The sequence below is a fragment of the Pseudomonas sp. MYb60 genome (assembly GCF_002979555.1).
In the GTDB taxonomy this organism is placed as follows: domain Bacteria; phylum Pseudomonadota; class Gammaproteobacteria; order Pseudomonadales; family Pseudomonadaceae; genus Aquipseudomonas.
In genome coordinates this window covers 1-20,362 of the sequence record NZ_PCOZ01000018.1, presented here as the reverse complement: position 1 = coordinate 20,362, position 20,362 = coordinate 1, and the positions used below count along the sequence as shown (strand labels likewise).

16 protein-coding genes are annotated in these 20,362 nt (G+C 62.4%); 14 read left to right on the top strand and 2 right to left on the bottom strand.

Features of this window, described 5'->3' with window-relative positions; all coding sequences use genetic code 11:
* The first annotated feature begins 190 nt into the window (after window positions 1–190).
* The 12 genes from CQ041_RS22190 to CQ041_RS22130 all read left to right on the top strand — a co-directional run bounded on the left by CQ041_RS22190 (window position 191) and on the right by CQ041_RS22130 (window position 14,376).
* The gene (locus CQ041_RS22190) at window positions 191–1,345 is read left to right on the top strand and encodes an efflux RND transporter periplasmic adaptor subunit (protein WP_105524432.1); all 1,155 of its coding nucleotides are present in this window, start codon (window positions 191–193) and stop codon (window positions 1,343–1,345) included.
* A 6-nt stretch (window positions 1,346–1,351) separates the two neighbouring features.
* Window positions 1,352–4,444, top strand: a complete 3,093-nt coding sequence (locus CQ041_RS22185) for an efflux RND transporter permease subunit (protein WP_105524433.1) — start codon at window positions 1,352–1,354, stop codon at window positions 4,442–4,444.
* Window positions 4,445–4,733: 289 nt separating this feature from the next.
* Window positions 4,734–5,375, top strand: a complete 642-nt coding sequence (locus CQ041_RS22175) for a DUF1345 domain-containing protein (protein WP_105524435.1) — start codon at window positions 4,734–4,736, stop codon at window positions 5,373–5,375.
* Between the two features lie 73 nt (window positions 5,376–5,448).
* Entirely contained in the window at window positions 5,449–6,288 is an 840-nt protein-coding gene (locus tag CQ041_RS22170; RefSeq protein WP_105524436.1) for an AraC family transcriptional regulator, read from the top strand.
* A gap of 54 nt (window positions 6,289–6,342) precedes the next feature.
* On the top strand, window positions 6,343–6,942 hold the full coding sequence (locus CQ041_RS22165) for a LysE family translocator (RefSeq protein WP_105524437.1): 600 nt from the start codon (window positions 6,343–6,345) through the stop codon (window positions 6,940–6,942).
* Between the two features lie 102 nt (window positions 6,943–7,044).
* Complete coding sequence (locus CQ041_RS22160; protein WP_105524438.1) at window positions 7,045–8,094, top strand: LacI family DNA-binding transcriptional regulator; 1,050 nt, start codon at window positions 7,045–7,047, stop codon at window positions 8,092–8,094.
* A 115-nt stretch (window positions 8,095–8,209) separates the two neighbouring features.
* Window positions 8,210–8,992, top strand: coding sequence for a TIM barrel protein (locus CQ041_RS22155; protein WP_105524439.1), 783 nt, complete (start codon window positions 8,210–8,212; stop codon window positions 8,990–8,992).
* Complete coding sequence (locus CQ041_RS22150) at window positions 8,985–9,926, top strand: sugar kinase (RefSeq protein ID WP_105524440.1); 942 nt, start codon at window positions 8,985–8,987, stop codon at window positions 9,924–9,926. The genes CQ041_RS22155 and CQ041_RS22150 overlap by 8 nt, the downstream gene beginning before the upstream one ends.
* A gap of 45 nt (window positions 9,927–9,971) precedes the next feature.
* Complete coding sequence (locus tag CQ041_RS22145) at window positions 9,972–11,264, top strand: MFS transporter (protein WP_105524441.1); 1,293 nt, start codon at window positions 9,972–9,974, stop codon at window positions 11,262–11,264.
* Window positions 11,261–12,238 carry an NAD(P)-dependent oxidoreductase gene (locus CQ041_RS22140; protein WP_105524442.1) on the top strand — a complete coding sequence of 326 codons (978 nt, stop codon included), beginning with the start codon at window positions 11,261–11,263 and terminating at the stop codon, window positions 12,236–12,238. Before CQ041_RS22145 ends, CQ041_RS22140 begins: the two co-directional genes overlap by 4 nt.
* Before the next feature lie 236 nt (window positions 12,239–12,474).
* Window positions 12,475–13,902, top strand: coding sequence for a nucleobase:cation symporter-2 family protein (locus tag CQ041_RS22135; RefSeq protein ID WP_105524443.1), 1,428 nt, complete (start codon window positions 12,475–12,477; stop codon window positions 13,900–13,902).
* Window positions 13,903–13,914: 12 nt separating this feature from the next.
* Window positions 13,915–14,376, top strand: a complete 462-nt coding sequence (locus tag CQ041_RS22130; protein ID WP_105524444.1) for an LEA type 2 family protein — start codon at window positions 13,915–13,917, stop codon at window positions 14,374–14,376.
* A gap of 109 nt (window positions 14,377–14,485) precedes the next feature.
* On the opposite strand, the gene CQ041_RS22125 is transcribed toward CQ041_RS22130, so the two are convergent.
* Window positions 14,486–14,740, bottom strand: a complete 255-nt coding sequence (locus CQ041_RS22125; RefSeq protein WP_071490635.1) for a hypothetical protein — start codon at window positions 14,738–14,740, stop codon at window positions 14,486–14,488.
* Between the two features lie 163 nt (window positions 14,741–14,903).
* On the opposite strand from CQ041_RS22125, the gene CQ041_RS22120 reads away from it, so the two are divergent.
* The gene (locus CQ041_RS22120) at window positions 14,904–15,224 is read left to right on the top strand and encodes a YqjD family protein (RefSeq protein ID WP_105524445.1); all 321 of its coding nucleotides are present in this window, start codon (window positions 14,904–14,906) and stop codon (window positions 15,222–15,224) included.
* 46 nt (window positions 15,225–15,270) lie between these two features.
* Here the strand turns inward: CQ041_RS22120 and CQ041_RS22115 are convergent, their stop codons facing one another.
* Window positions 15,271–16,296, bottom strand: a complete 1,026-nt coding sequence (locus CQ041_RS22115) for an Ldh family oxidoreductase (RefSeq protein ID WP_105524446.1) — start codon at window positions 16,294–16,296, stop codon at window positions 15,271–15,273.
* A gap of 190 nt (window positions 16,297–16,486) precedes the next feature.
* Between CQ041_RS22115 and CQ041_RS22110 the strand changes: the two genes are divergently transcribed.
* Window positions 16,487–20,362, top strand: a 3,876-nt coding sequence (locus CQ041_RS22110; protein WP_105649056.1) for a dermonecrotic toxin domain-containing protein, incomplete at its 3' end; no start/stop codon positions are given.

Genomic DNA, 20,362 nt, shown 5'->3' with positions numbered 1-20,362 from the left:
GTGATGGGTGGCAGATAAATCCCAGGTGGGAGCAAGCCCCCTCCCACAGGGGATCTCGAGTGTTGCAGGATATACGTCCTCAGTAGCGTATGTGCCGCACCTTACACTTCTTCACACACCCCCTACATTGCTTCACAGCACGGCCACCCCAGTGACCTTAGGATGCAGCGGTCATTATTGGGATACGAGCATGTCGAAGAATCTGTTTGCGCCATTTTGCCTCCTCGCCCTGACCCTCGCCCTCAGCGCCTGTGGCGATTCCGCCGCCGAAGCGCCAGAGGCGCCCCTGGCCAAGGTGCGTATCGAAACCCTGCACGCCAAGCCCCTGTCCTTGAGCAGCGAGCTGAGTGGGCGCATCGCCGCGCCGCGTATTGCCGAGGTGCGTGCGCGGGTGGCGGGCGTGGTGATGCAGCGAGTGTTCAAGGAAGGTCGCGACGTCAAACAGGGCGACGTGCTGTTTCGAATCGACCCCGCGCCGTTCAAGGCCGACCTCGACAGCGCCCAGGCCAACCTGAGCAAGGCCGAGGCCGAGGCATTCAAGGCGCGCCTGCAAGAGCAGCGCTACCGCCAGTTGGTGGAAGGCAACGCGATCAGCGGCCAGGACTACGACAACGCCCGCGCCGCCGTACGCCAGACCAACGCCGACGTCGCCGCCAACAAGGCCGCCGTCGAGCGCGCCCGGTTGAACCTGGGCTACGCCACCGTGACTGCGCCGATCTCCGGGCGCATCGGCCGCGCCCTGGTGACCGAGGGCGCGCTGGTGGGCCTCAACGAAGCCACGCCGCTGGCGATCATCCAGCAATTGGACCCGATCCACGCCGACCTGACGCAATCCACCCGCGAACTCAACGACCTGCGCCGCGCCTTCCGCGCCGGCAGCCTCAAGCAGGTCGGCGAGGACCAGGCCAAGGCCACGCTGGTGCAGGATGACGGCAGCCTGTATCCGCTGCCCGGCAAGCTGCTGTTCGCCGAGATCAGCGTCGACCCCGGCACCGGCCAGATCATCCTGCGCAGCGAGTTCCCCAACCCCGACCTCGACCTGCTGCCCGGCAGCTTCGTGCGGGTGCGCCTGGAGCAGGCCGTCGACCAGCAAGGCATCAGCGTGCCGCAACGCGCCATCACCCGTGACAGCGCCGGCATCCCCATGGTGTTGCTGCTGGACGCCGAGCAGACCGTCAGCCTGCAGCCGGTGGAGCTGGGCGCGGTGATCGAGGACCGATGGGTGGTCAGCAGCGGCCTCAAGCCCGGCGACCGCATTGTCGTCGAAGGTCTGCAACACGCCCGTCCCGGGGAAAAAGTCGAGGTGGACGCCAGCCCCGCCTCCGGCCCGCTCGCAAAGGAATAATCCGACATGCCGCAGTTCTTTATTGACCGCCCGATCTTCGCTTGGGTGGTCGCCCTGTTTATCCTGCTGGCCGGCTTGTTGGCCATCCCGCAGTTGCCTGTGGCCCAGTACCCCGACGTGGCGCCGCCGAAAGTCGAAATCTACGCGGTGTACCCCGGAGCCTCGGCGCAGACCCTGGACGAGAGCGTGGTCAGCCTGATCGAGCAGGAGCTCAACGGCGCCGATCACCTGCTGTATTTCGAGTCCCAGAGCAGCCTCGGTTCGGCCACCATCACCGCCACCTTCCAGCCGGGCACCAACCCGGAGATGGCCCAGGTCGATGTGCAAAACCGCCTCAAGGCCGTCGAACCACGCCTGCCCCAGGCGGTAACCCAACAGGGCTTGCAGGTGGAAAAAGTCTCCGCCGGGTTCCTGTTGCTGGTCACCCTGACCTCCAACGACGGCAAGCTCGATGACGTGGCGCTCAGCGACTACCTGGCGCGCAACGTGATGAACGAGCTCAAGCGCCTCGACGGGGTCGGCAAGGCCCAGCTATACGGCGCCGAGCGTGCAATGCGCATCTGGATCGATCCGCAGAAGCTGATCGGTTTCAACCTCACGCCAGCCGACGTCAACGCCGCGATCAGCGCACAGAACGCCCAGGTCTCGGCCGGCAGCATCGGTGACTTGCCGGGGACCAAGACCCAGGAAATCACCGCGGCGATCCTGGTGAAGGGCCAGCTGTCGACCCCGGCGGAGTTCGCCGACATCGTGCTCAAGGCCAATCCGGACGGCTCCACCGTGCGGGTCGGCGATGTGGCGCGGGTGGAAATCGGTAGCCAGGAATACCAGTTTTCCACGCGCCTGAACGGCAAGCCGTCGACCGCCGTCAGCGTGCAACTGGCACCCGGCGCCAACGCCCTGAACACCGCGACCCTGGTGCGGGCGAAGATGGACGAGCTGTCGCGCTACTTCCCGGCCAACGTGGAGTACAAGATTCCCTACGACACCTCACCGTTCGTGAAGGTCTCGATCACCAAGGTGGTCTACACCTTGCTGGAGGCGATGGCGCTGGTGTTTGCGGTGATGTTCCTGTTCCTGCAGAACGTGCGTTACACCCTGATCCCCACGCTGGTGGTGCCGATTGCGCTGATGGGCACGTTCGCCACCATGTTGTTGCTGGGCTTCTCGATCAACGTGCTGACCATGTTCGGCATGGTGCTGGCCATCGGCATCCTGGTGGACGATGCGATTGTGGTGGTGGAGAACGTCGAGCGCATCATGGTCACCGAGGGCCTGTCGCCCAAGGAGGCGACGCGCAAAGCCATGGGTCAGATTACCGGGGCCATCATCGGCATCACCCTGGTGCTGGTTGCGGTGTTCCTGCCGATGGCCTTCATGGCGGGCTCGGTGGGGGTGATCTACCAGCAGTTTTCGCTGTCGATGGCCACGTCGATCCTGTTCTCGGCGTTCCTGGCCCTGACCTTGACCCCGGCCCTGTGCGCCACCTTGCTCAAGCCGATTGCCAAGGATGCACACCACGCCAAGGGCGGGTTCTTCGGCGGTTTCAACCGGCGCTTCGAGCAGCTCACCGACGGCTATGAAGGCTGGGTGGCCTACGCCCTCAAGCGCAGCGGCCGCTACCTGCTGGTCTACCTGGTGTTGCTGGTGGCCCTGGGGTGGCTGTTCACGCGCCTGCCCTCCTCGTTCCTGCCGGTGGAAGACCAGGGTTTCACCATCACCGATATCCAGCTGCCGCCAGGTGCGAGCAAAAACCGCACGGTGCAGGTGGCCGAGCAGATCGAGGCGCACAACGCCAGCGAGCCTGGGGTGGGCGATACCACCATGATCATGGGCTTCAGCTTCTCCGGCTCAGGGCAGAACGCGGCGCTGGCGTTTACCACGCTCAAGGATTGGTCCGAGCGCAGCGGCGACGACTCGGCCGCGTCGATTGCCGAGCGCGCCAACATGGCCTTCAGCGAGCTCAAGGATGCGATTGCCTACGCGATCCTGCCGCCGCCGGTGGATGGCCTGGGCACGTCCAGCGGGTTCGAATTCCGCCTGCAGGACCGCGGCGGTGTCGGCCACGCCGCGCTGATGGCAGCACGCACCGAATTGCTCGCGGCGGCGGAGAAAAGCCCGATCCTCGCCAACGTGCGCGAAAGCGCCCTGGCCGAAGCGCCGCAGGTGCAGTTGGTGGTGGATCGCAAGCAGGCCAATGCGCTGGGCGTGTCATTCGCGGACGTGGGCAACGTGTTGTCTTCGGCCATCGGTTCGGCCTATGTCAACGACTTCCCCAACCAGGGCCGTATGCAGCGGGTGGTGGTGCAGGCGGAAGGCGACCAGCGCAGTCAGGTCGCGGACTTGATGAAGATCAACGTGCGTAACAACGCCGGAAACATGGTGCCGCTGTCGTCCTTCGTCGAGGCCAAGTGGACCCAGGGCCCGGCGCAGTTGACCCGCTACAACGGCTACCCCGCCATCGCCATCAGCGGTGAAGCGGCGCCGGGCCACAGTACCGGTGAGGCGATGAATGAAATCCAGCGCCTGGTCAGCCTGTTGCCGGCTGGCCTTGGTCAGGAATGGACCGGGCTGTCGTTGCAGGAACGCCTGTCGGGTGCCCAGGCGCCGATGTTGCTGGGGCTGTCGCTGCTGATCGTGTTCCTGTGCCTGGCGGCGCTGTATGAAAGCTGGTCGATCCCCACCTCGGTGTTGCTGGTGGTGCCGCTGGGGGTACTCGGTGCCGTGATGGCCGTGAGCCTGCGCGGCATGCCCAATGACGTGTTCTTCAAGGTGGGGTTGATCACCATCATTGGCCTGTCGGCGAAAAACGCGATCCTGATCATCGAGTTTGCCAAGGACCTGTATGACCAGGGTGAAGACCTGATCAGCGCAACGTTGAAGGCGGCGCGCCTGCGCTTGCGGCCGATCATCATGACGTCGCTGGCGTTCATCCTCGGCGTGGTGCCGCTGGCGATTGCCACCGGGGCCAGTTCGGCGAGCCAGCAGGCGATCGGCACCGGGGTGATCGGCGGGATGATCACGGCCACACTGGCGGTGGTGTTTGTGCCGGTGTTCTTTGTGGTGGTAATGAAACTGGTGAAGAAAAAGCCTCGATAGCACGAACGTTGCAGCCCCCCTTGTGGGGGCGGGCAAGGCTGACACATTTAAATCGTGCCCACTTCAGATGCCCTGCTCGGCCAACATCGCCAGGCCTGCATGCTCCACAATCTTAAACCCACCGACCATCCAGTGCGGGAGCTGGCTTGCCTGCGAAGGCGGTGGGTCAGCCACCGGATGCGCAGACGGGTGCACCGCCCTCGCGCGGAAATCTGCTACCACAGGGGGGTTAGTTGCCCCATTCACATTCCTGTACAGTCGGCTCACACGCTGCCAGCTGTGAGTCCACATGCCCTTCCTCGCCCGCACCCACCCTCGCCTTTCCGCCGCCGCCGTGCTGGGCATTGCCGTGGGCCTGCTGGTCCCTGTCGAGGGGGTTGTGAGCAAAATCCTGATTGGCTGGAACGCCGGGGTCTGGACCTACCTGGTGTTGATGCTGTGGCTGACCATCCGCGCCAAGGCCCCGGACGTCAAACGCATTGCCGACGTCGAGGACGAAAACGCCGGCCTGGTGCTGTTCACGGTGTGCATCGCCGCCATTGCCAGCCTGGCGACCATCACCTTCGAACTGGTGGGCAGCAAGGACCTGGCCAGCGCCGAACGCCTGCTGCATTACGGCTTCACCGGGCTGACGGTGATCGGTTCGTGGCTGCTGATCGGGGTGATTTTCAGCGTGCACTACGCCCGTCTCTACTACACCTGGGATGGCGAGGAACCGGCGCTGCGCTTTGCCGAAGGCCTGACCACGCCCAATTACTGGGACTTCCTCTACTTCTCCTTCACCATCGGCGTGGCGGTGCAAACCTCCGATGTGGGGGTGGCCACACGGGGCATGCGCAAGGTGGTGCTGGGACAGTCGTTGATCGGGTTTCTGTTCAATACGGCAATCCTGGGGTTCTCGATCAATATCGCCGCCGGGCTGTTTGGCTGAGGCTGCACAAACCTTCTAGACGCTTAGCACGCTGTGCGCGCTAATAGCCTCACTTAGTCCGCCTCGGTGTCTTATGGCCGCGCACAACTGGATCGACCTGTCTCAGGATGCCGACACCGGCATCGAGACCTTGCGCGCGCATTTTGAAGGCCACGCCTACGACCCGCATTGGCATGACAGCTACCTGGTGGGGGTTACCGAACAAGGCGTGCAGCAATTCAACTGTCGCCGCACTCGCCATCACAGCGTACCCGGCCAAGTGTTCCTGGTGGAGCCCGGCGAGTTGCACGACGGCGACGCGCCCACGGCAGAGGGGTTCACCTACCACATGCTCTACCTCGACCCGCATTGGTTGGCGCGAGAAGTCAGTGCGGTGTTCGAAGAGGCGCCGCAAGGTAGCCAACTCAGTTTCGCCAGCACCTTGACCAGCAACCCACGCCTGGCCCTGGCCACCAGCCACGCCTTCCAGACCTTGCACAGCGGTGAACTGCGCATCGTGCGGCAACGCGCCATGGACCAGTTGCTGGAGCACCTCACCGGCCAGCTCTATTGGCGTATGCGCTACCGCAACGACCCACGACTGCCCTCGGTGGCAAACAAGGCGCGGGAATACCTGCATGCCCACTTGCACCATGACGTGGGTATGGACGAAGTGGCCCTGGCATGCGGCGTTGATCGCTTTCGCTTGAGTCGCGCTTTCAAGAGCGCCTTTGGCCTTGCGCCCCACGCCTACCTGGTGCAACTGCGCCTGGCCCGCGCCCGGCACTTGCTGGCCAAGGGCGAGCCACCGGCGGATGTCGCCATTACCCTGGGCTTTGCCGATCAAAGCCACCTTGGCCGCTGGTTCGTGCGCGCCTACGGCCTGACACCCGCTACGTACCGCAAGCGCTGCTCAAATCTTCCAGACGTGTAACGTGCAGAGCCGAGAAGATCGACTCCACCGATTGGTTTTGCGGAGTCACCGAGCATGCTGTCCACATTGTTGCCATTTATGTTGTTCGCTTTCGTTGCGTCTATCACCCCCGGTCCCACCAACATTCTGGTGCTGAGCAACAGCGCTCGACATGGTTTCAAAGCCGCCTTACGGATCATTCTCGGCGCCTGCGCCGGGGCCGCGGGCCTCGTGTTGTTAGTGGGCAGCGGATTTGGCCAGTCCCTGGTGCAGTGGCCAAAGGTGCAATTGGCCATGCAATGGACCGGCGTCGCCTGGCTCAATTACCTGGCGTGGCAGCTCTTCAGCGCACCCGCTCAAGCCATTGACGTGAGTTCAACCGAAAAGCCCCTGGGCCTGATCGGCGCCGCTGGCCTGCAGTTGATCAACCCGAAAACCTGGATGATGGCACTCGCGGTAGTGAGTGTATTTGCAGGCGAGGGTGAGGAGCGCCAACGTCAGGTGGTGTACCTGTCACTGGTATTTTTCGTGATTTCGCTGCCCTGCCTGATGACGTGGGCGCTGCTGGGCATTGGATCGACACGCGTGTTCCGTTCGGCCAAGGCCATGCAGCGTTTCAACCGTGGCATGGCGCTGTTGTTGCTACTCGCGACCTGGCTGGGTGTGGTGGTTTGACGCACCGGCTATCTGACTTTGTCCTACAACGGCTTGACGACTTTCTTGGTTTAATGTTTTCCTGAAACCGGTTTCAGTCATTCCAATAAAAACAGAAGGTCGATGACCGTGAACAATTTTTCTGCCGCCCAGCGCAGCCGCGTGACCATGCTTGATGTGGCCGAGCACGCCGGTGTGTCCAAGGCCAGCGTCTCGCGTTTTATCGGCGACGACCGCGCCCTGCTCTCCGACGCCATCGCGCTGCGCATCGAGCACGCCATCGAGCAACTCGGCTACCGCCCCAACCAGATGGCCCGTGGCCTCAAACGTGGGCGTACCCGCCTGATCGGCATGTTGGTGGCAGACATTCGCAACCCCTACTCCATTGCGGTGATGCACGGCGTCGAAACCGCCTGCCGCCAGCACGGCTACAGCCTGGTGGTGTGCAACACCGACCGTGATGACGAGCAGGAACGCCAGCATTTGGCGGCGCTGCGTTCGTACAACATCGAAGGGTTGATCGTGAACACCCTCGGCCACCATCTCGACCAATTGCTCGAACTGCAACGGGAGATGCCCCTGGTGCTGGTGGACCGCAAGGTCGAGCCGCTGCACAGCGACCTGGTCGGCCTGGACAACCCGGCAGCGGTGCGCATGGCAGTGGAGCATCTGGAGCAGCAGGGTTACCGCGATCTGTTGCTGGTCAGCGAAGCGCCGGATGGCACCAGTTCGCGGCTGGAGCGCTTGCACAGTTTCCAGGCCGAGATCGCCAACCGCCCGCGGTTGACCGGCGCGGTGCTGGAGTTGGATGACGCCCTGCAAGACCACCTGCACACCTTCCTTGCCAAGCCCGGCGCCAAGGCGCTGTTCTGCGCCAATGGCGTCGCCGCGCTGGCCTGCACCCGCGCGCTGAAAAATCTGGGCTGCGACCTGTTTGGCGACGTCGGGCTTATCGCTCTGGATGACTTGGACTGGTACCCGCTGGTCGGCAATGGCATCACCGCCCTCGCCCAACCCACCGATGCCATCGGTGCGACCGCATTCAATTGCCTGCTCAAGCGCCTGCGCGGGGACACCGAACCCACCCGTACCCAGGATTTCTTGCCCCAACTGATCGTCCGAGGCTCCACCACCCCTTGCAGGAGCGAGCTTGCGCGCGAAAAACGCCAATGATCACGCGGTCATCCGGGTTATCGCGGCGCACGTGAGTTTTTCGCAAGCACGCTCGCGCCTACACACGCAGTGTTTTTTTCAGAAAAAATGAAACCGGTTTCAGAGGTAAACAACAATGCATAAATACCCCGTCTCCATCAGCCTTTCCAGCTACGGCGCCGAGCTGGTCCGCCAGCACACCCAGTTGAGTTTTGTGGATGTGCTCAAGGCCGCCGGTGCACAGCGCATCGAATGGCGCGAAGAGCTGCTGACCACCGAACAACCCGCCGAACTCGCCCAGGCGGCCGCACAGCAACAGCTGGAATCGGTGTTCTCATCGCCCCTGGAGCTGTGGGTGGCTGGACGCGCCCAGCCGAACGCGGAACTGGTCTCCACACTGGATCGCGCCCAGGCGTTTGGCGCGCGCTGGCTCAAAGTGTCGCTGGGTTATTTCACCGACACCAACGACCTGGAAAGCCTGCACGCCCTGCTCGCCCGCCACCCCGTGCACCTGTTGGTCGAAAACGACCAGACCCTGCACGGCGGGCGCATCGAGCCGATGCAGCGTTTCTTCACTGAAGTCGAACGCCTGGGCCTGCCGGTGAAGATGACATTCGACATCGGCAACTGGCAGTGGCAAGACCAGTCCGCGCTCACCGCCGCACGCCTGTTGGGCCGACATGTGGATTACCTGCACTGCAAGGCCGTGGCCCGTCGCGCCGACGGCAAGCTCGTCGCCCAGCCACCCACCGCCACCGACCTGCATCTGTGGGAACAATTGCTCAGGCACATGCCCCAAAGCATTACCCGGGCCGTGGAATTCCCACTGCAAGGCGATGACCTGATCGACGTCACCGCACAGCACGTCGCCACCCTCGCCCTGCTGGGCCAACCCCGCGTGGAGAATGCCCATGTCTGAGATCGATATCCTCTCGTTCGGTGAAACCATGGCGATGTTTGTCGCCGAGCAGACGGGCGACCTGGCCCAGGTCGCGCAGTTTCACAAGCGTATTGCCGGCGCCGACAGCAACGTCGCCATTGGCTTGTCGCGCCTGGGTTTCAACGTCGCGTGGCTGAGCCGGGTAGGCGATGATTCCCTCGGGCGTTATGTGGTCGATACGTTGAAAAACGAAGGCCTGGATTGCCGGCATGTGGCAGTGGACCCGCTGCACCCCACCGGTTTCCAGTTCAAGTCCCGCGAAGAGACCGGCGCCGACCCGCAGGTGGAGTACTTCCGCAAAGGTTCGGCGGCCAGTCATTTGTCTATCGCTGCGCTCAGCCCTGCGCTGTTGCAAGCCCGCCACGTGCACGCCACCGGCATTCCGCCGGCGTTGTCCGAGGCCACCCGCGAGTTGTCCGTCGAGCTGATGACGCAAATGCGCAAAGCCGGGCGCAGCGTGTCGTTCGACCCCAATCTGCGCCCGTCGCTGTGGCGCAACCAGCAGACGATGATCCGTGAAATCAATGCGCTCGCCGGCCTGGCCGACTGGGTCTTGCCTGGCCTGGGCGAAGGCCGCCTGCTCACCGGCTTCGATGATCCGGCGGACATTGCCGCGTTCTACCTCGACCTGGGCGCCGAAGCGGTGGCGATCAAGCTCGGCGCAGACGGCGCTTATTACCGCACCCAGATGGACCACGGCTTTGTCGCCGCCATTCCCGTGGACAACGTCGTCGACACCGTCGGTGCCGGCGACGGCTTCGCCGTAGGCATGATCAGCGCCCTGTTGGAAAACCTCAGCTTTCCCGAGGCAGTGCAGCGCGGCAACTGGATCGGCAGCCGCGCCGTGCAGAGCCGTGGCGACATGGAAGGCTTGCCCACCCGTTCAGAGCTACCCGTTAAATCCGTTGCATGACCCACACCCTGTTGCCACAACTACAACAAGCTCAGGAGCAACCCCATGGAAACCGTGAAACTCGCCACCCGTCGTTGGTGGTACATCATGCCCATCGTCTTCATCACCTACAGCCTGGCGTACCTGGATCGCGCCAACTACGGCTTTGCCGCCGCCTCCGGGATGGCGGAAGACCTGATGATCACCCCCGGCATGTCGTCGTTGCTGGGCGCGCTGTTCTTCCTCGGTTACTTTTTCTTCCAGGTGCCGGGCGCGATCTATGCGCAAAAGCGCAGCGTCAAGAAACTGATCTTCGTCAGCCTGATCCTCTGGGGCGGCCTGGCGACGCTGACCGGCGTGGTCTCCAATGCCTACATGCTGATTGCGATCCGCTTCATGCTCGGGGTGGTCGAAGCCGCCGTGATGCCGGCCATGCTGGTGTACCTGTGCCACTGGTTCACCCGCGCCGAACGCTCGCGCGCCAATACGTTCCTGATCCTCGGCAACCCGGTGACCATGCTGTGGATGTCGGTGGTGTCGGGCTACCTGGTGCAGCATTACAGCTGGCGCTGGATGTTTATCGTCGAAGGCCTGCCGGCCGTGTTCTGGGCGTTTATCTGGTGGCGCCTGGCCGATGAGCGGCCCAAGGATGCCAAGTGGCTCAGCGACAGCGAAAAGCACAGCCTGGAAACCGCCCTCGCCGCCGAACAGGTGGGCCTCAAGGCGGTGAAGAACTACGGCGAGGCGTTCCGTTCGCCCAAGGTCATCATTCTCGCGCTGCAGTTCTTTTGCTGGAGCATCGGCGTCTACGGCTTCGTGCTGTGGCTGCCGTCGATCCTCAAGGCCGGGTTGCAGATGAACATGGTCGAGGCCGGCTGGCTGTCGGCATTGCCCTACCTGGCGGCGGTGATCGCTATGCTGGTGGTGTCGTGGGGCTCGGACAAGCTGCAAAAACGCAAGCGCTTCGTGTGGCCGCCGCTGCTGATCGCCTCCATCGCCTTCTACGCCTCCTACGTGCTCGGCGCCGAACACTTCTGGTGGTCCTACACCCTGCTGGTGATTGCCGGCGCGTGCATGTATGCGCCGTATGGGCCGTTTTTTGCGATCGTCCCGGAAATCCTCCCCGCCAACGTTGCCGGCGGTGCCATGGCGCTGATCAACAGCATGGGCGCCCTGGGTTCGTTTGGCGGCTCGTACCTGGTGGGCTACCTCAATAGCAGCACCGGTTCGCCGGGGGCCTCGTACCTGCTGATGAGCGGCGCGTTGCTGCTGTCGGTGGTGCTGACCATTTCCCTCAAGCCCGAGGCCCGCGAACGCGCGCCGCGGCCAACCCTGGAATTGAAGGTAAAGACCTCATGAAAAAATCTGTCGTGCTGTACAAGAAGCTCTCCGCCCCGTTGATGGCGCGCCTGCATGAACAGGCCGACGTCACGCTGATCGAAAGCCTGGACGAGACCGGCCTGGCCCAACTGCGCGACGCGCTGCCCACCGCCCATGGCCTGCTGGGTGCGAGCCTGCGCCTGGACGCCAGGCTGCTGGACCTGGCGCCACAGTTGGAAGCGGTCGCGAGCGTCTCGGTGGGCGTCGACAACTATGACATCGACTACCTGACCCAACGCGGCATCCTGCTCAGCAACACCCCGGACGTGCTGACTGAAACCACCGCCGACACCGGCTTCGCGCTGATCCTGGCCACCGCCCGCCGTGTGGTCGAACTGGCCGACATGGTGCGCGCCGGCCAGTGGAACAAGAACATCGGCCCGGCGCATTTCGGCAGCGACGTGCACGGCAAGACCTTGGGCATCATCGGCATGGGCCGCATCGGCGAAGCCCTGGCCCAGCGCGGCCACTTTGGCTTTGGCATGCCGGTGATCTACCACAGCCATTCCCCCAAGCCGGCGGTGGAGGCGCGGTTTGGCGCGCAGTTCCGCAGCCTGGATGCGCTGCTGGAAGAGGCCGACTTCGTCTGCCTGACCTTGCCGCTGACGGCCGAAACCGAAAAGCTGATCGGCGCCGAACAATTCGCGCGAATGGGCCCGGAGACGATCTTTATCAATATCTCGCGGGGCAAGGTGGTGGATGAGGCAGCGCTGGTGGAAGCGCTGCAACAGCGCACCCTTCGCGCTGCCGGCCTGGATGTGTTCGAGAAAGAACCGCTGGACCACCATTCACCGTTGTTGCGCCTCAACAATGTGGTCGCCACGCCCCATATCGGTTCGGCGACCCATGAGACGCGGGAGGCGATGGCGACCTGTGCGGTGGATAATCTGTTGCAAGCGTTGGCAGGTGAAAAGCCCAAAAACCTGGTGAACCCGGCCGCCTGGAAGCACTGATTTCCTGACACACCACAAACCCAATGTGGGAGGGGGCTTGCCACACAGTTGATGCGATCAACTGCGCCACCCTCCCGTCCAAATCCACCGCCGGTTATCGGTGGAATATGGGCCTATACGAGGCGTCGGCACGCACGTTGGATAGGCGTAGGGGTTTTATAAATATATTTTTACACTTCTGACGTCAGGCAGTTTCTGGCATTCTGCGCCTCCATTTTCTGACCCGAGCCCGCATTTTGTCTGACGCTCAAGCCCCTCGCCCCCGCTATAAATCCGACCTGATCTATGGCCTCGAAGACCGCCCGCACTTCACCGCCGCGATTTTCGCGGCGTTGCAGCATGTGCTGGCCAGTTTTGTCGGCATCATCACCCCGACCCTGATTGTTGGGGGCGTACTCGGCCTGGAAAGCGAAGTGCCGTACCTGGTGAGCATGGCGTTGTTCGTGTCGGGGCTCGGCACCTTTGTACAAGCGCGCAAGTTCGGCCCTATCGGTTCAGGGCTGTTGTGCCTGCAGGGCACCAGTTTTTCTTTTATCAGCGTGATTCTCAGCGCCGGCTTCATGGTCAAGGCGCGGGGCGGCGGCACCGATGAAATCCTCTCGACGATCTTTGGCATCTGCTTTTTCGCCGCGTTTATCGAAGTGGTGCTCAGCCAGTTCATCGGCAAATTGCGCAAGCTGATCACGCCGGTGGTGACCGGTACCATCATCACCCTGATGGGCCTGTCGCTGATCAAGGTAGCGGTCACCGACATGGCCGGCGGCTTCGGCGCCAGCGACCTGGGTGCCGCGAGCAACATGGGGCTGGCGGCCCTGGTGTTGCTGACCATCGTGGTGCTCAACCGCTTCGACAACCCGTTCCTGCGCCTGGGTTCGATCGTGATCGGCCTGACCCTGGGCTTCGTGGTGGCATGGCTGATGGGCCGCGTCGACATGGCCGCGTTGCCACAGGTGCCACTGATCAGCGTGCCCGTGCCGTTCAAATACGGTTTCTCGTTCGACTGGGTGGCGTTTATCCCGGTGGCCGTCATCTTCCTGATTTCGCCGTTGGAAGCGGCCGGTGACCTGACGGCCAACTCGATGATTTCCCAGCAGCCGGTCAAGGGTCCGCTGTACATCAAGCGCATCAAGTCCGGCCTGTTGGCCGACGGCCTCAATTCGGCGATGGCCGCCACGTTCAATAGCCTGCCGATGGTGACCTTCGCCCAGAACAACGGCGTGATCCAACTGACCGGCGTGGCCAGCCGCTACGTGGCGTATTTCATCGCCGGCCTGCTGGTGCTGCTGGGGCTGTTCCCGATGATCGGTGCGGTGCTGCAACTGATGCCCAAGCCCGTGCTGGGCGGCGCTACCCTGATCATGTTTGGCACCGTGGCGGTGGCCGGCATCAAGATCCTCGCCGAAGCCGGTTTGCATCGACGCAATGTGCTGATCGTGGCGATCTCCCTCGGCATGGGCCTGGGCGTGGCGGCGGTGCCGGAAGTGTTGCGCGACCTGCCCAAGGCGCTGCACAACATCTTCGAATCGCCGATTACCGTGGGCGCTTTCTGTGCAATCCTGCTGAACATTTTCCTGCCCGAGGAGTTCATAGAGCTGGAAGAAGATGAATTTGATCCGGAGTCCTCTACCCTCAAGGTGATGCAGGACCCGGACGTCACGAAATAGGAGCACTTACCGATGCGCAAGCTCATGGTTCTATCGCTACTGCTGCTGACCTTGAGCGCCTGCGCGCTGTTTCCCAACCATGACCCGGTGAACATCAATGTAGTGGGCATCGAGCCGCTGCAAAGCCAGGAACTGGAAGTGCGCTTTGCCGTGAAGCTGCGGGTGCAAAACCCCAACGAGACGGCGATCGACTACAACGGCGTGGCCCTGGACCTGGAGGTCAATGGCCGGCCGTTGGCGTCGGGGGTGAGTGATCAGAGCGGCAGCATTCCACGCTTTTCCGAGACCGTGCTGTCGGTGCCAGTGAGTGTTTCGGCGTTCTCGGTATTGCGCCAGACCCTCGGCCTGAGCCAGACCCAGAGCTTGAACAACCTGCCCTACGTACTACGGGGCAAGCTGGCGGGCGGGCTGTTTGGCACGATGCGTTTTGTGGACCGCGGGACGCTGGACTTGCCCAACACTGCCACCTGGTAATCCGTCGATCCTGCTGCCGGTGCAGGTTCAATGGGGGGGGCGCCCCTCCTACCGTTTCAACCGGGCGCTTGGCGCCAGGCAGGGGGGCGTGATGCGATTGTTGCGCGCTTTATTTGCTAGCGGCCATCAGCTTGTTGACTTCGCTGCGCACCATGTTCGAGAACTCGGGCGGCGACATGCCGTCGAGTTCTGCACGGACCCATTCAGCCCACTTGCCCTTGCGTTTGGCACGCTCACCGAACAAGCGTGCCGCTTCGCCCTTGGCCTTGCCCAGATTGGTTTGCCACAGGTCGTAGAGGCGGGACTTTTCATCTTCCAGCTCGGCGCGTTCGGCGAGGGTCTTGTTGGCCAGATTGAAGCTCATGTTGAATTACCTGCTGCACAAATAGGCGACATCTTACACTGTAGGTCGAAATGTCCGGGCTCGGATTTGGCACGAGCCCCGGCGAAGGCAAAAAAACTGCAACTTTTGATGCTGCCCGACACTCCATTGTTCACTGTCACATTTACCCGCAAGGAGTCACACAATGGCCCGTAAATCTGCTGCCCAAGCTGTCGAAGACCAAATCAAGGACCAGGCTTTCAGTGAACTGACCGCGCTGATCGAAGAATCGGACAAACTGCTCAAAAGCAGCGCCTCCCTGGTGGGTGAAGAAGGTGAAACCCTACGCGAACAGGTGGCGATCAAGCTCAAGCAAGCCCTGGACTCGGTGTCCAACGTGCGTGAGCGCAGCAAGCCTGTCGTCGATGCCACCGAAACCTACATTGGCGGCCATCCGTGGCAGACCGTAGCCATTTCCGCAGGTTTTGGCCTGGTGGTCGGCCTGTTGCTGTGTCGCCGTAACTGATTCGATGGGCGCACCGGCGATGATGCCATCGCCGGTGCGCCGGTCTTTAGAGGCTCAACTGGCGTATGTGCGACAACGCCGCTGCGTCCACTGCTATTCCCCGCTCATCCGAGCGTTCCCGCGTGCGATGACGCCGATCCCCCGGCAGACGCCGCAATCCCGCTGCATGCATCTGTCGCACCAACTCCTGACTGCGCTCGGCGAACGACTGCCCGGCAGTCTTGCTCGGGTCGATCACGATCAGCAGTTGGCCCGTCCACGGTGTTCTCGCGCCAGGATGGTCGGCCCAATTGAATTCAAACGAAAAATTACCGCCCGTCAGTGCCGCTGCGAGCAACTCGACCATCATCGACAGGGCCGAGCCCTTGTGCCCGCCGAACGGCAACAGTGCGCCACCTTCGAGGATGGCCTTGGGGTCCTGGGTCGGCTGCCCCAGGCCATCGACGCCCATGCCGGGCGGCAAGCGCTCGCCATTGCGCGCGGCAATCTGCACGTCACCGTGGGCAATTGCGCTGGTGGCCAGGTCGAACACGATGGGCAGGCCATCCGCACGGGGCGCGGCGAAGGCAATGGGGTTGGTGCCGAACAGGGGGCGGTCGGCACCATGGGGCACCACGCAGGTCATGCTGTTGACCACGCTCAGCGCCACCAGGCCTTCTTCGGCGAAGGGTTCGACGTCCGGCCACAGCGCGGCGAAATGATGGGAGTTGTGGATCGCCAGCAAGGCAATTCCGGCGCTGCGGGCTTTTTCCACCAGTAACCCACGGGCGGCTTCGAGGGCCGGTTGGGCAAAGCCATTGCCGGCGTCTACCCGCACGAACCCCGATGCCACGTCTGTTACCTCGGGCACCGCCTTGCCGTTGACCCAGCCGCTGGTCAAGGTGCTGACGTAACCGGGAATACGGAAAATGCCGTGACTGTGCGCGCCGTCACGCTCGGCAGTGGCACAGTTGCGCGCCAGGATTGCAGCGACCTGCGGCGAGGTACCGTGGCGCACAAACACCTGATGAAGCAACGCCACCAGTTCGCTAAAGCCGATGCAGGTCAACGCCTGCTCTTGGACCTGTGACATCTGCAGCTCCGTTCTTATGATTGGAAGAGGCAACAAACCGGGCATCCTGACCGACGATTAACACCGCGGTACAAGCCTGCTGTCAACCTGCGTTTTTCCTGCCCGCCCGCCCGGCAGCAGTTATCTAACGCAGGCGCCGTTGGGCACAAATCTACCCTGTCGTAACGTTCACCCGCGACAGGGATTGCCCATGACACTGTTAACGCCGCCGTATTTTTTCGACGAATTCCTGCTGCCCGTCAAACGGGTCAAGCCTTCTGATCGTGAGCGCACCCTGGGGCTGACGCTAATGGACCTCGATTGGATGCTCACGTTGTACTACGCCACTGATCAGGCGCGTCAGAACCCGCGCATGCGAGAGGCCCCGATGGTCGTCGAAACACTGATGATCGACCTGGACAAGCAGCCTTCAATACCGCTGGCAGGTGTTTTCTTGATGAGCCCCAGCCCGGATGGCAGCAAGGCGTTGCTCTACACGCCCTACGGAGGCCTGGAGGTCTTCGATACCCGCGCTGATTTGCTGACACAGATTACGCAGCGCTTGAACGACCCACCGCAGCGGCTGGAGCTCGTGCGGTTCCTGTCTATTTCCGAGCGTGACGCGCTGCGGACGGCGTCCTCCTTACCCGTTACAACTCAACTGATCAGCGGCGCCGTGATGGAAAACCAGGAGCGGCAACTTCACGCGGCGCATCTGCAGAATCTCAATGCAATCCTGGCGCAATTGCGCAAGACCCCCTCCCTGCCATGGATGCTCGACACATTACTGTCCATCATGGGGCGTTCGTACTTTCCAGACCTGGACCAGCGCGATACGCGCATGGACAGTTTTGTCGTCGGCGCACAGTCAACGCTGGACAAGCGCCTGGTGGCCTCTGTGCCCTTGAGTGAAGCGCTGTTGCAGTTCTACGTGCAGCAAGACTGGCCTGCTGATCAGTCGCGTCGCTTTTACAATCTGCGCCAGGCCGGCGGCGACGCACGGCCTGAAAAAACCCTACAGCATTGGGAAAGCCTGGTCACACAAACCGCTGGCATCCTGTCTAAACTGCTCAGCAGCCTGCTGCTGACCTACTGGAACGAAGACGTCGAAAACGGCCGGTCCCGCCTGGAGTTATTTGCCCAGTTCATGAGTGACACGTTCCGCCTGGACCTGTTGCTAAAGCGCCAGAGCGGTATCCTTTCCGTAACCGAAAGCACCCAGCTGCTCGCCCTGTTCCTTCCCGACCAGGCTGCCCGCACTGCCTATGCCACCAGGCTGCGCATCGAGAGAGTGCGCATCCAGGCGCCTTATCAACACTATGTGGACCTGGCTGGCACGCTGATGATCAGCGCCGGCTGCGCCTACTTGTACAGCCAGTCCCGTGGGCTGCAAGTACTTAAAGATAAGGACGACCTGACGGACACCCTGCGCTCGATGCTCAAGGCGTCCGGGCATGAGGATGAATTGCTCAATTTAGTATCGATCAACGAACGCAGCCTGCTCATCGGGTTGGACGAGGTCGAATTCATCGGCCTGCCCATCGCCAACGGCGTTTTCATGGCAATGATGAAAGACATCGTGCTCAAGCAATCGAGCAATATGGATTATGCACTGGGCCTGTTTCGGCGCAGTGAAGGCGTGGTCGACCTGGATGCCCTGCTCGACCAGGCCCTGGACGTGCGAAACATGCTCGACAACCGCTTACTGGCACTGGATGCCGAAGGGCGCTGGAGCCTGCACCCGGTGAGCAGCGGCAACGGACGCCCCTCAACCGTACAGGCAGAGAGGGCCAAGCAACATCTTTTACCCTTGCAGGCGGCAGAAGCGGCCCTGACCGCACAGCGCGACCACGCGCCTACCCTGCGCCGCCTGGCGGCCCAGGCCCTGAATGCAGAGCTGGAAAAGCGCCAGCTGGACCTTGATGCCAACGATATCTACATCAATACCTACGCCACTTCAGCCCTGGAGCAAGAGCATCGCCTGGCCCAGCATTCAGTGAACATGGTCGATCATCTGATCGAACGCCTGGCAGACCAGGGAGAATTGCTCACCGATACCGCACGAACCGGGCTGTACGGCAAACACCAGGCGGGCGCCAGTTACAGGATCGAGAGCCTGACCGTGGGCGCCTTCAACGCGATCATTGCGGCGGTGACGCCCGCCTTTGCACGCCATGACGTGCGCACCTTGCCCCACCTGTTTTTCGAGACCCGGCAAAGCCAGTTGAGCCAGAGCCTGATGATGGGCCTGCGCAAGGAAGCTGAGCTGCGTGTGCTGAACAAAACCATGGCCCCTCGCGCCCATGCCATTCTCGACACCGTCCTGCGCCCTGACAGCCTTAGGCGCCTTACGCGCCACGCACTGAACGGTTTTCTGCCAGACGCATTCAGATTGACCGTCAGCGTTGGAGATGACCCGACCCCCTGCCCCCTGGCCCATTGCTTCGTGCTGACCGAGCGCGGTGGCATCGATCCTGAGCGCTCCGGTCAAGCCGTGCTCTGGACTCCCCGTCTTGGCCACGAAACCTTTACCTCGATCCAGGCGTTGCGTAGGGCCTTGCAGCGTCGCCTGGACGACGCGCAAGCACGTTTGCCGCTGCTCGAAAACCTGTCCATTTCCCGGCGCACACCGCACCAGGCCTATCAGCTCGGCCCGTTACAAAGGATCGATGACGATCTGATACAAGACCGCCAGCAAAGCCACCGAGATTTCCTGCTCGACGGCGTTGACCACCTGCTGGCACTTCACCTCAACGCCCTTCCCTTGCAAGACTGCCTGGATACGCTGATGCAGCAGGCGGCCCCCACCAATGTGCCGCGAGCCCTGGCGCTGGCCCGCGCGATCACCTTGCAGCAGGGACTTCCGGTATGGCTGGGCATGGCCACACCCGCCGAGCAGCGCGTTCATGCTGAACTGCTTGAACAACAACGCCTCAGCGCCCTGGACGGCGAAGATTATCTGCACGGCATACCGGCATTGCGCGAGCAGGTTGCCAAGCGCCTGACAGCATTGCTCGACAAGCGTTATCCCGGACAGGCGCTCAATTGCGAACACATCCTGATTCCTGGCCGCCGGGCGCTCGACGGCGATGTACAAACCTTGACCGACTTTGCGCTGCAGCATCACCCCGACCTGCAAAGCCGGCTTCTGGAGCCGCGTTCGCGCAATGCCACACCACTGCCGGACACGCTCAACGCCAGTGCGGTGATCCAGATTATCCAGCAGTTGGAGCTGGAGACCACCTACGGCGACTGGCTGCGCAAACACCTTGGAGCCGACTCTGACGATGCACGCCAGCGCCGCACGCGTTTCTGTCGGCAACTGCCGTGGCAACTGCTGCGCCATGCCCACGAGGAAAAACTTGAAGAGCGCCTGTCAGCGACGGCCTGGAGCTTGATCCAGCAGGTGCTCGATATGCCCGACGGCCTGGCGCGTAAAGGCGTCAGGGGTGCCTGCGCAACCATCCGGCCCCTGGAACTGATCTCCACCGAAGGCGCCACGCCGGCAGCGGCTCGCGGCATCTATGTGATCGGATCGTCCGACCCCAGCGATGGGCCGCTGGTCCTGTACGCCCCCTATAGCCCCCATCACACGCTCAGGGAATATCAACGCGAAGAAGACTTGGTCGGTCAGATCAGTGCGCCGGGGGCCTTGCAGGAGTGGGTCCTGCGACGCCTGCAGGATCCCGATGCAGCCACCTACCGTAACTTGTTGCAAGCCCCCTCTCATCCGCAGGGTTCGGAAATTCGCCTAGGCAACACCCCTATCGAGGGGAATCTGCTGACCCGCATCTTTGACGACAACATCCACTTACTCGGTAAGATGCTCACCTGCCAATTCGTCAACGACGCAGCAGACGACTGGCACAGCCTGACGGGATTGCTCAAGGACGGATTTCAGACGGCGCTTAACTTTTTGCAGGGAAAACTCAGGTACCCTCTGGTGGTGTGGCGCAGCTACAAGTTGCTGAAAATATCCGCCGAGCACTTTCAGCAACAGCGATTCAGCCCCGCAATCAAAACGTTCGTCAGCGCCATTACGCAACTAGCCTCGCTGCGTGAGGACCTCACCCCCCTGCCTGACCCT

What these genes read in the sequence shown, in the direction of transcription:
- CQ041_RS22190 (WP_105524432.1), top strand. Translation starts at nt 191, where the DNA reads ATGTCGAAGAATCTGTTTGCGCCATTTTGCCTCCTCGCCCTGACCCTC.
- CQ041_RS22185 (WP_105524433.1), top strand. Translation starts at nt 1,352, where the DNA reads ATGCCGCAGTTCTTTATTGACCGCCCGATCTTCGCTTGGGTGGTCGCC.
- CQ041_RS22175 (WP_105524435.1), top strand. Translation starts at nt 4,734, where the DNA reads ATGCCCTTCCTCGCCCGCACCCACCCTCGCCTTTCCGCCGCCGCCGTG.
- CQ041_RS22170 (WP_105524436.1), top strand. Translation starts at nt 5,449, where the DNA reads ATGGCCGCGCACAACTGGATCGACCTGTCTCAGGATGCCGACACCGGC.
- CQ041_RS22165 (WP_105524437.1), top strand. Translation starts at nt 6,343, where the DNA reads ATGCTGTCCACATTGTTGCCATTTATGTTGTTCGCTTTCGTTGCGTCT.
- CQ041_RS22160 (WP_105524438.1), top strand. Translation starts at nt 7,045, where the DNA reads ATGACCGTGAACAATTTTTCTGCCGCCCAGCGCAGCCGCGTGACCATG.
- CQ041_RS22155 (WP_105524439.1), top strand. Translation starts at nt 8,210, where the DNA reads ATGCATAAATACCCCGTCTCCATCAGCCTTTCCAGCTACGGCGCCGAG.
- CQ041_RS22150 (WP_105524440.1), top strand. Translation starts at nt 8,985, where the DNA reads ATGTCTGAGATCGATATCCTCTCGTTCGGTGAAACCATGGCGATGTTT.
- CQ041_RS22145 (WP_105524441.1), top strand. Translation starts at nt 9,972, where the DNA reads ATGGAAACCGTGAAACTCGCCACCCGTCGTTGGTGGTACATCATGCCC.
- CQ041_RS22140 (WP_105524442.1), top strand. Translation starts at nt 11,261, where the DNA reads ATGAAAAAATCTGTCGTGCTGTACAAGAAGCTCTCCGCCCCGTTGATG.
- CQ041_RS22130 (WP_105524444.1), top strand. Translation starts at nt 13,915, where the DNA reads ATGCGCAAGCTCATGGTTCTATCGCTACTGCTGCTGACCTTGAGCGCC.
- CQ041_RS22125 (WP_071490635.1), bottom strand. Translation starts at nt 14,740, where the DNA reads ATGAGCTTCAATCTGGCCAACAAGACCCTCGCCGAACGCGCCGAGCTG.
- CQ041_RS22120 (WP_105524445.1), top strand. Translation starts at nt 14,904, where the DNA reads ATGGCCCGTAAATCTGCTGCCCAAGCTGTCGAAGACCAAATCAAGGAC.
- CQ041_RS22115 (WP_105524446.1), bottom strand. Translation starts at nt 16,296, where the DNA reads ATGTCACAGGTCCAAGAGCAGGCGTTGACCTGCATCGGCTTTAGCGAA.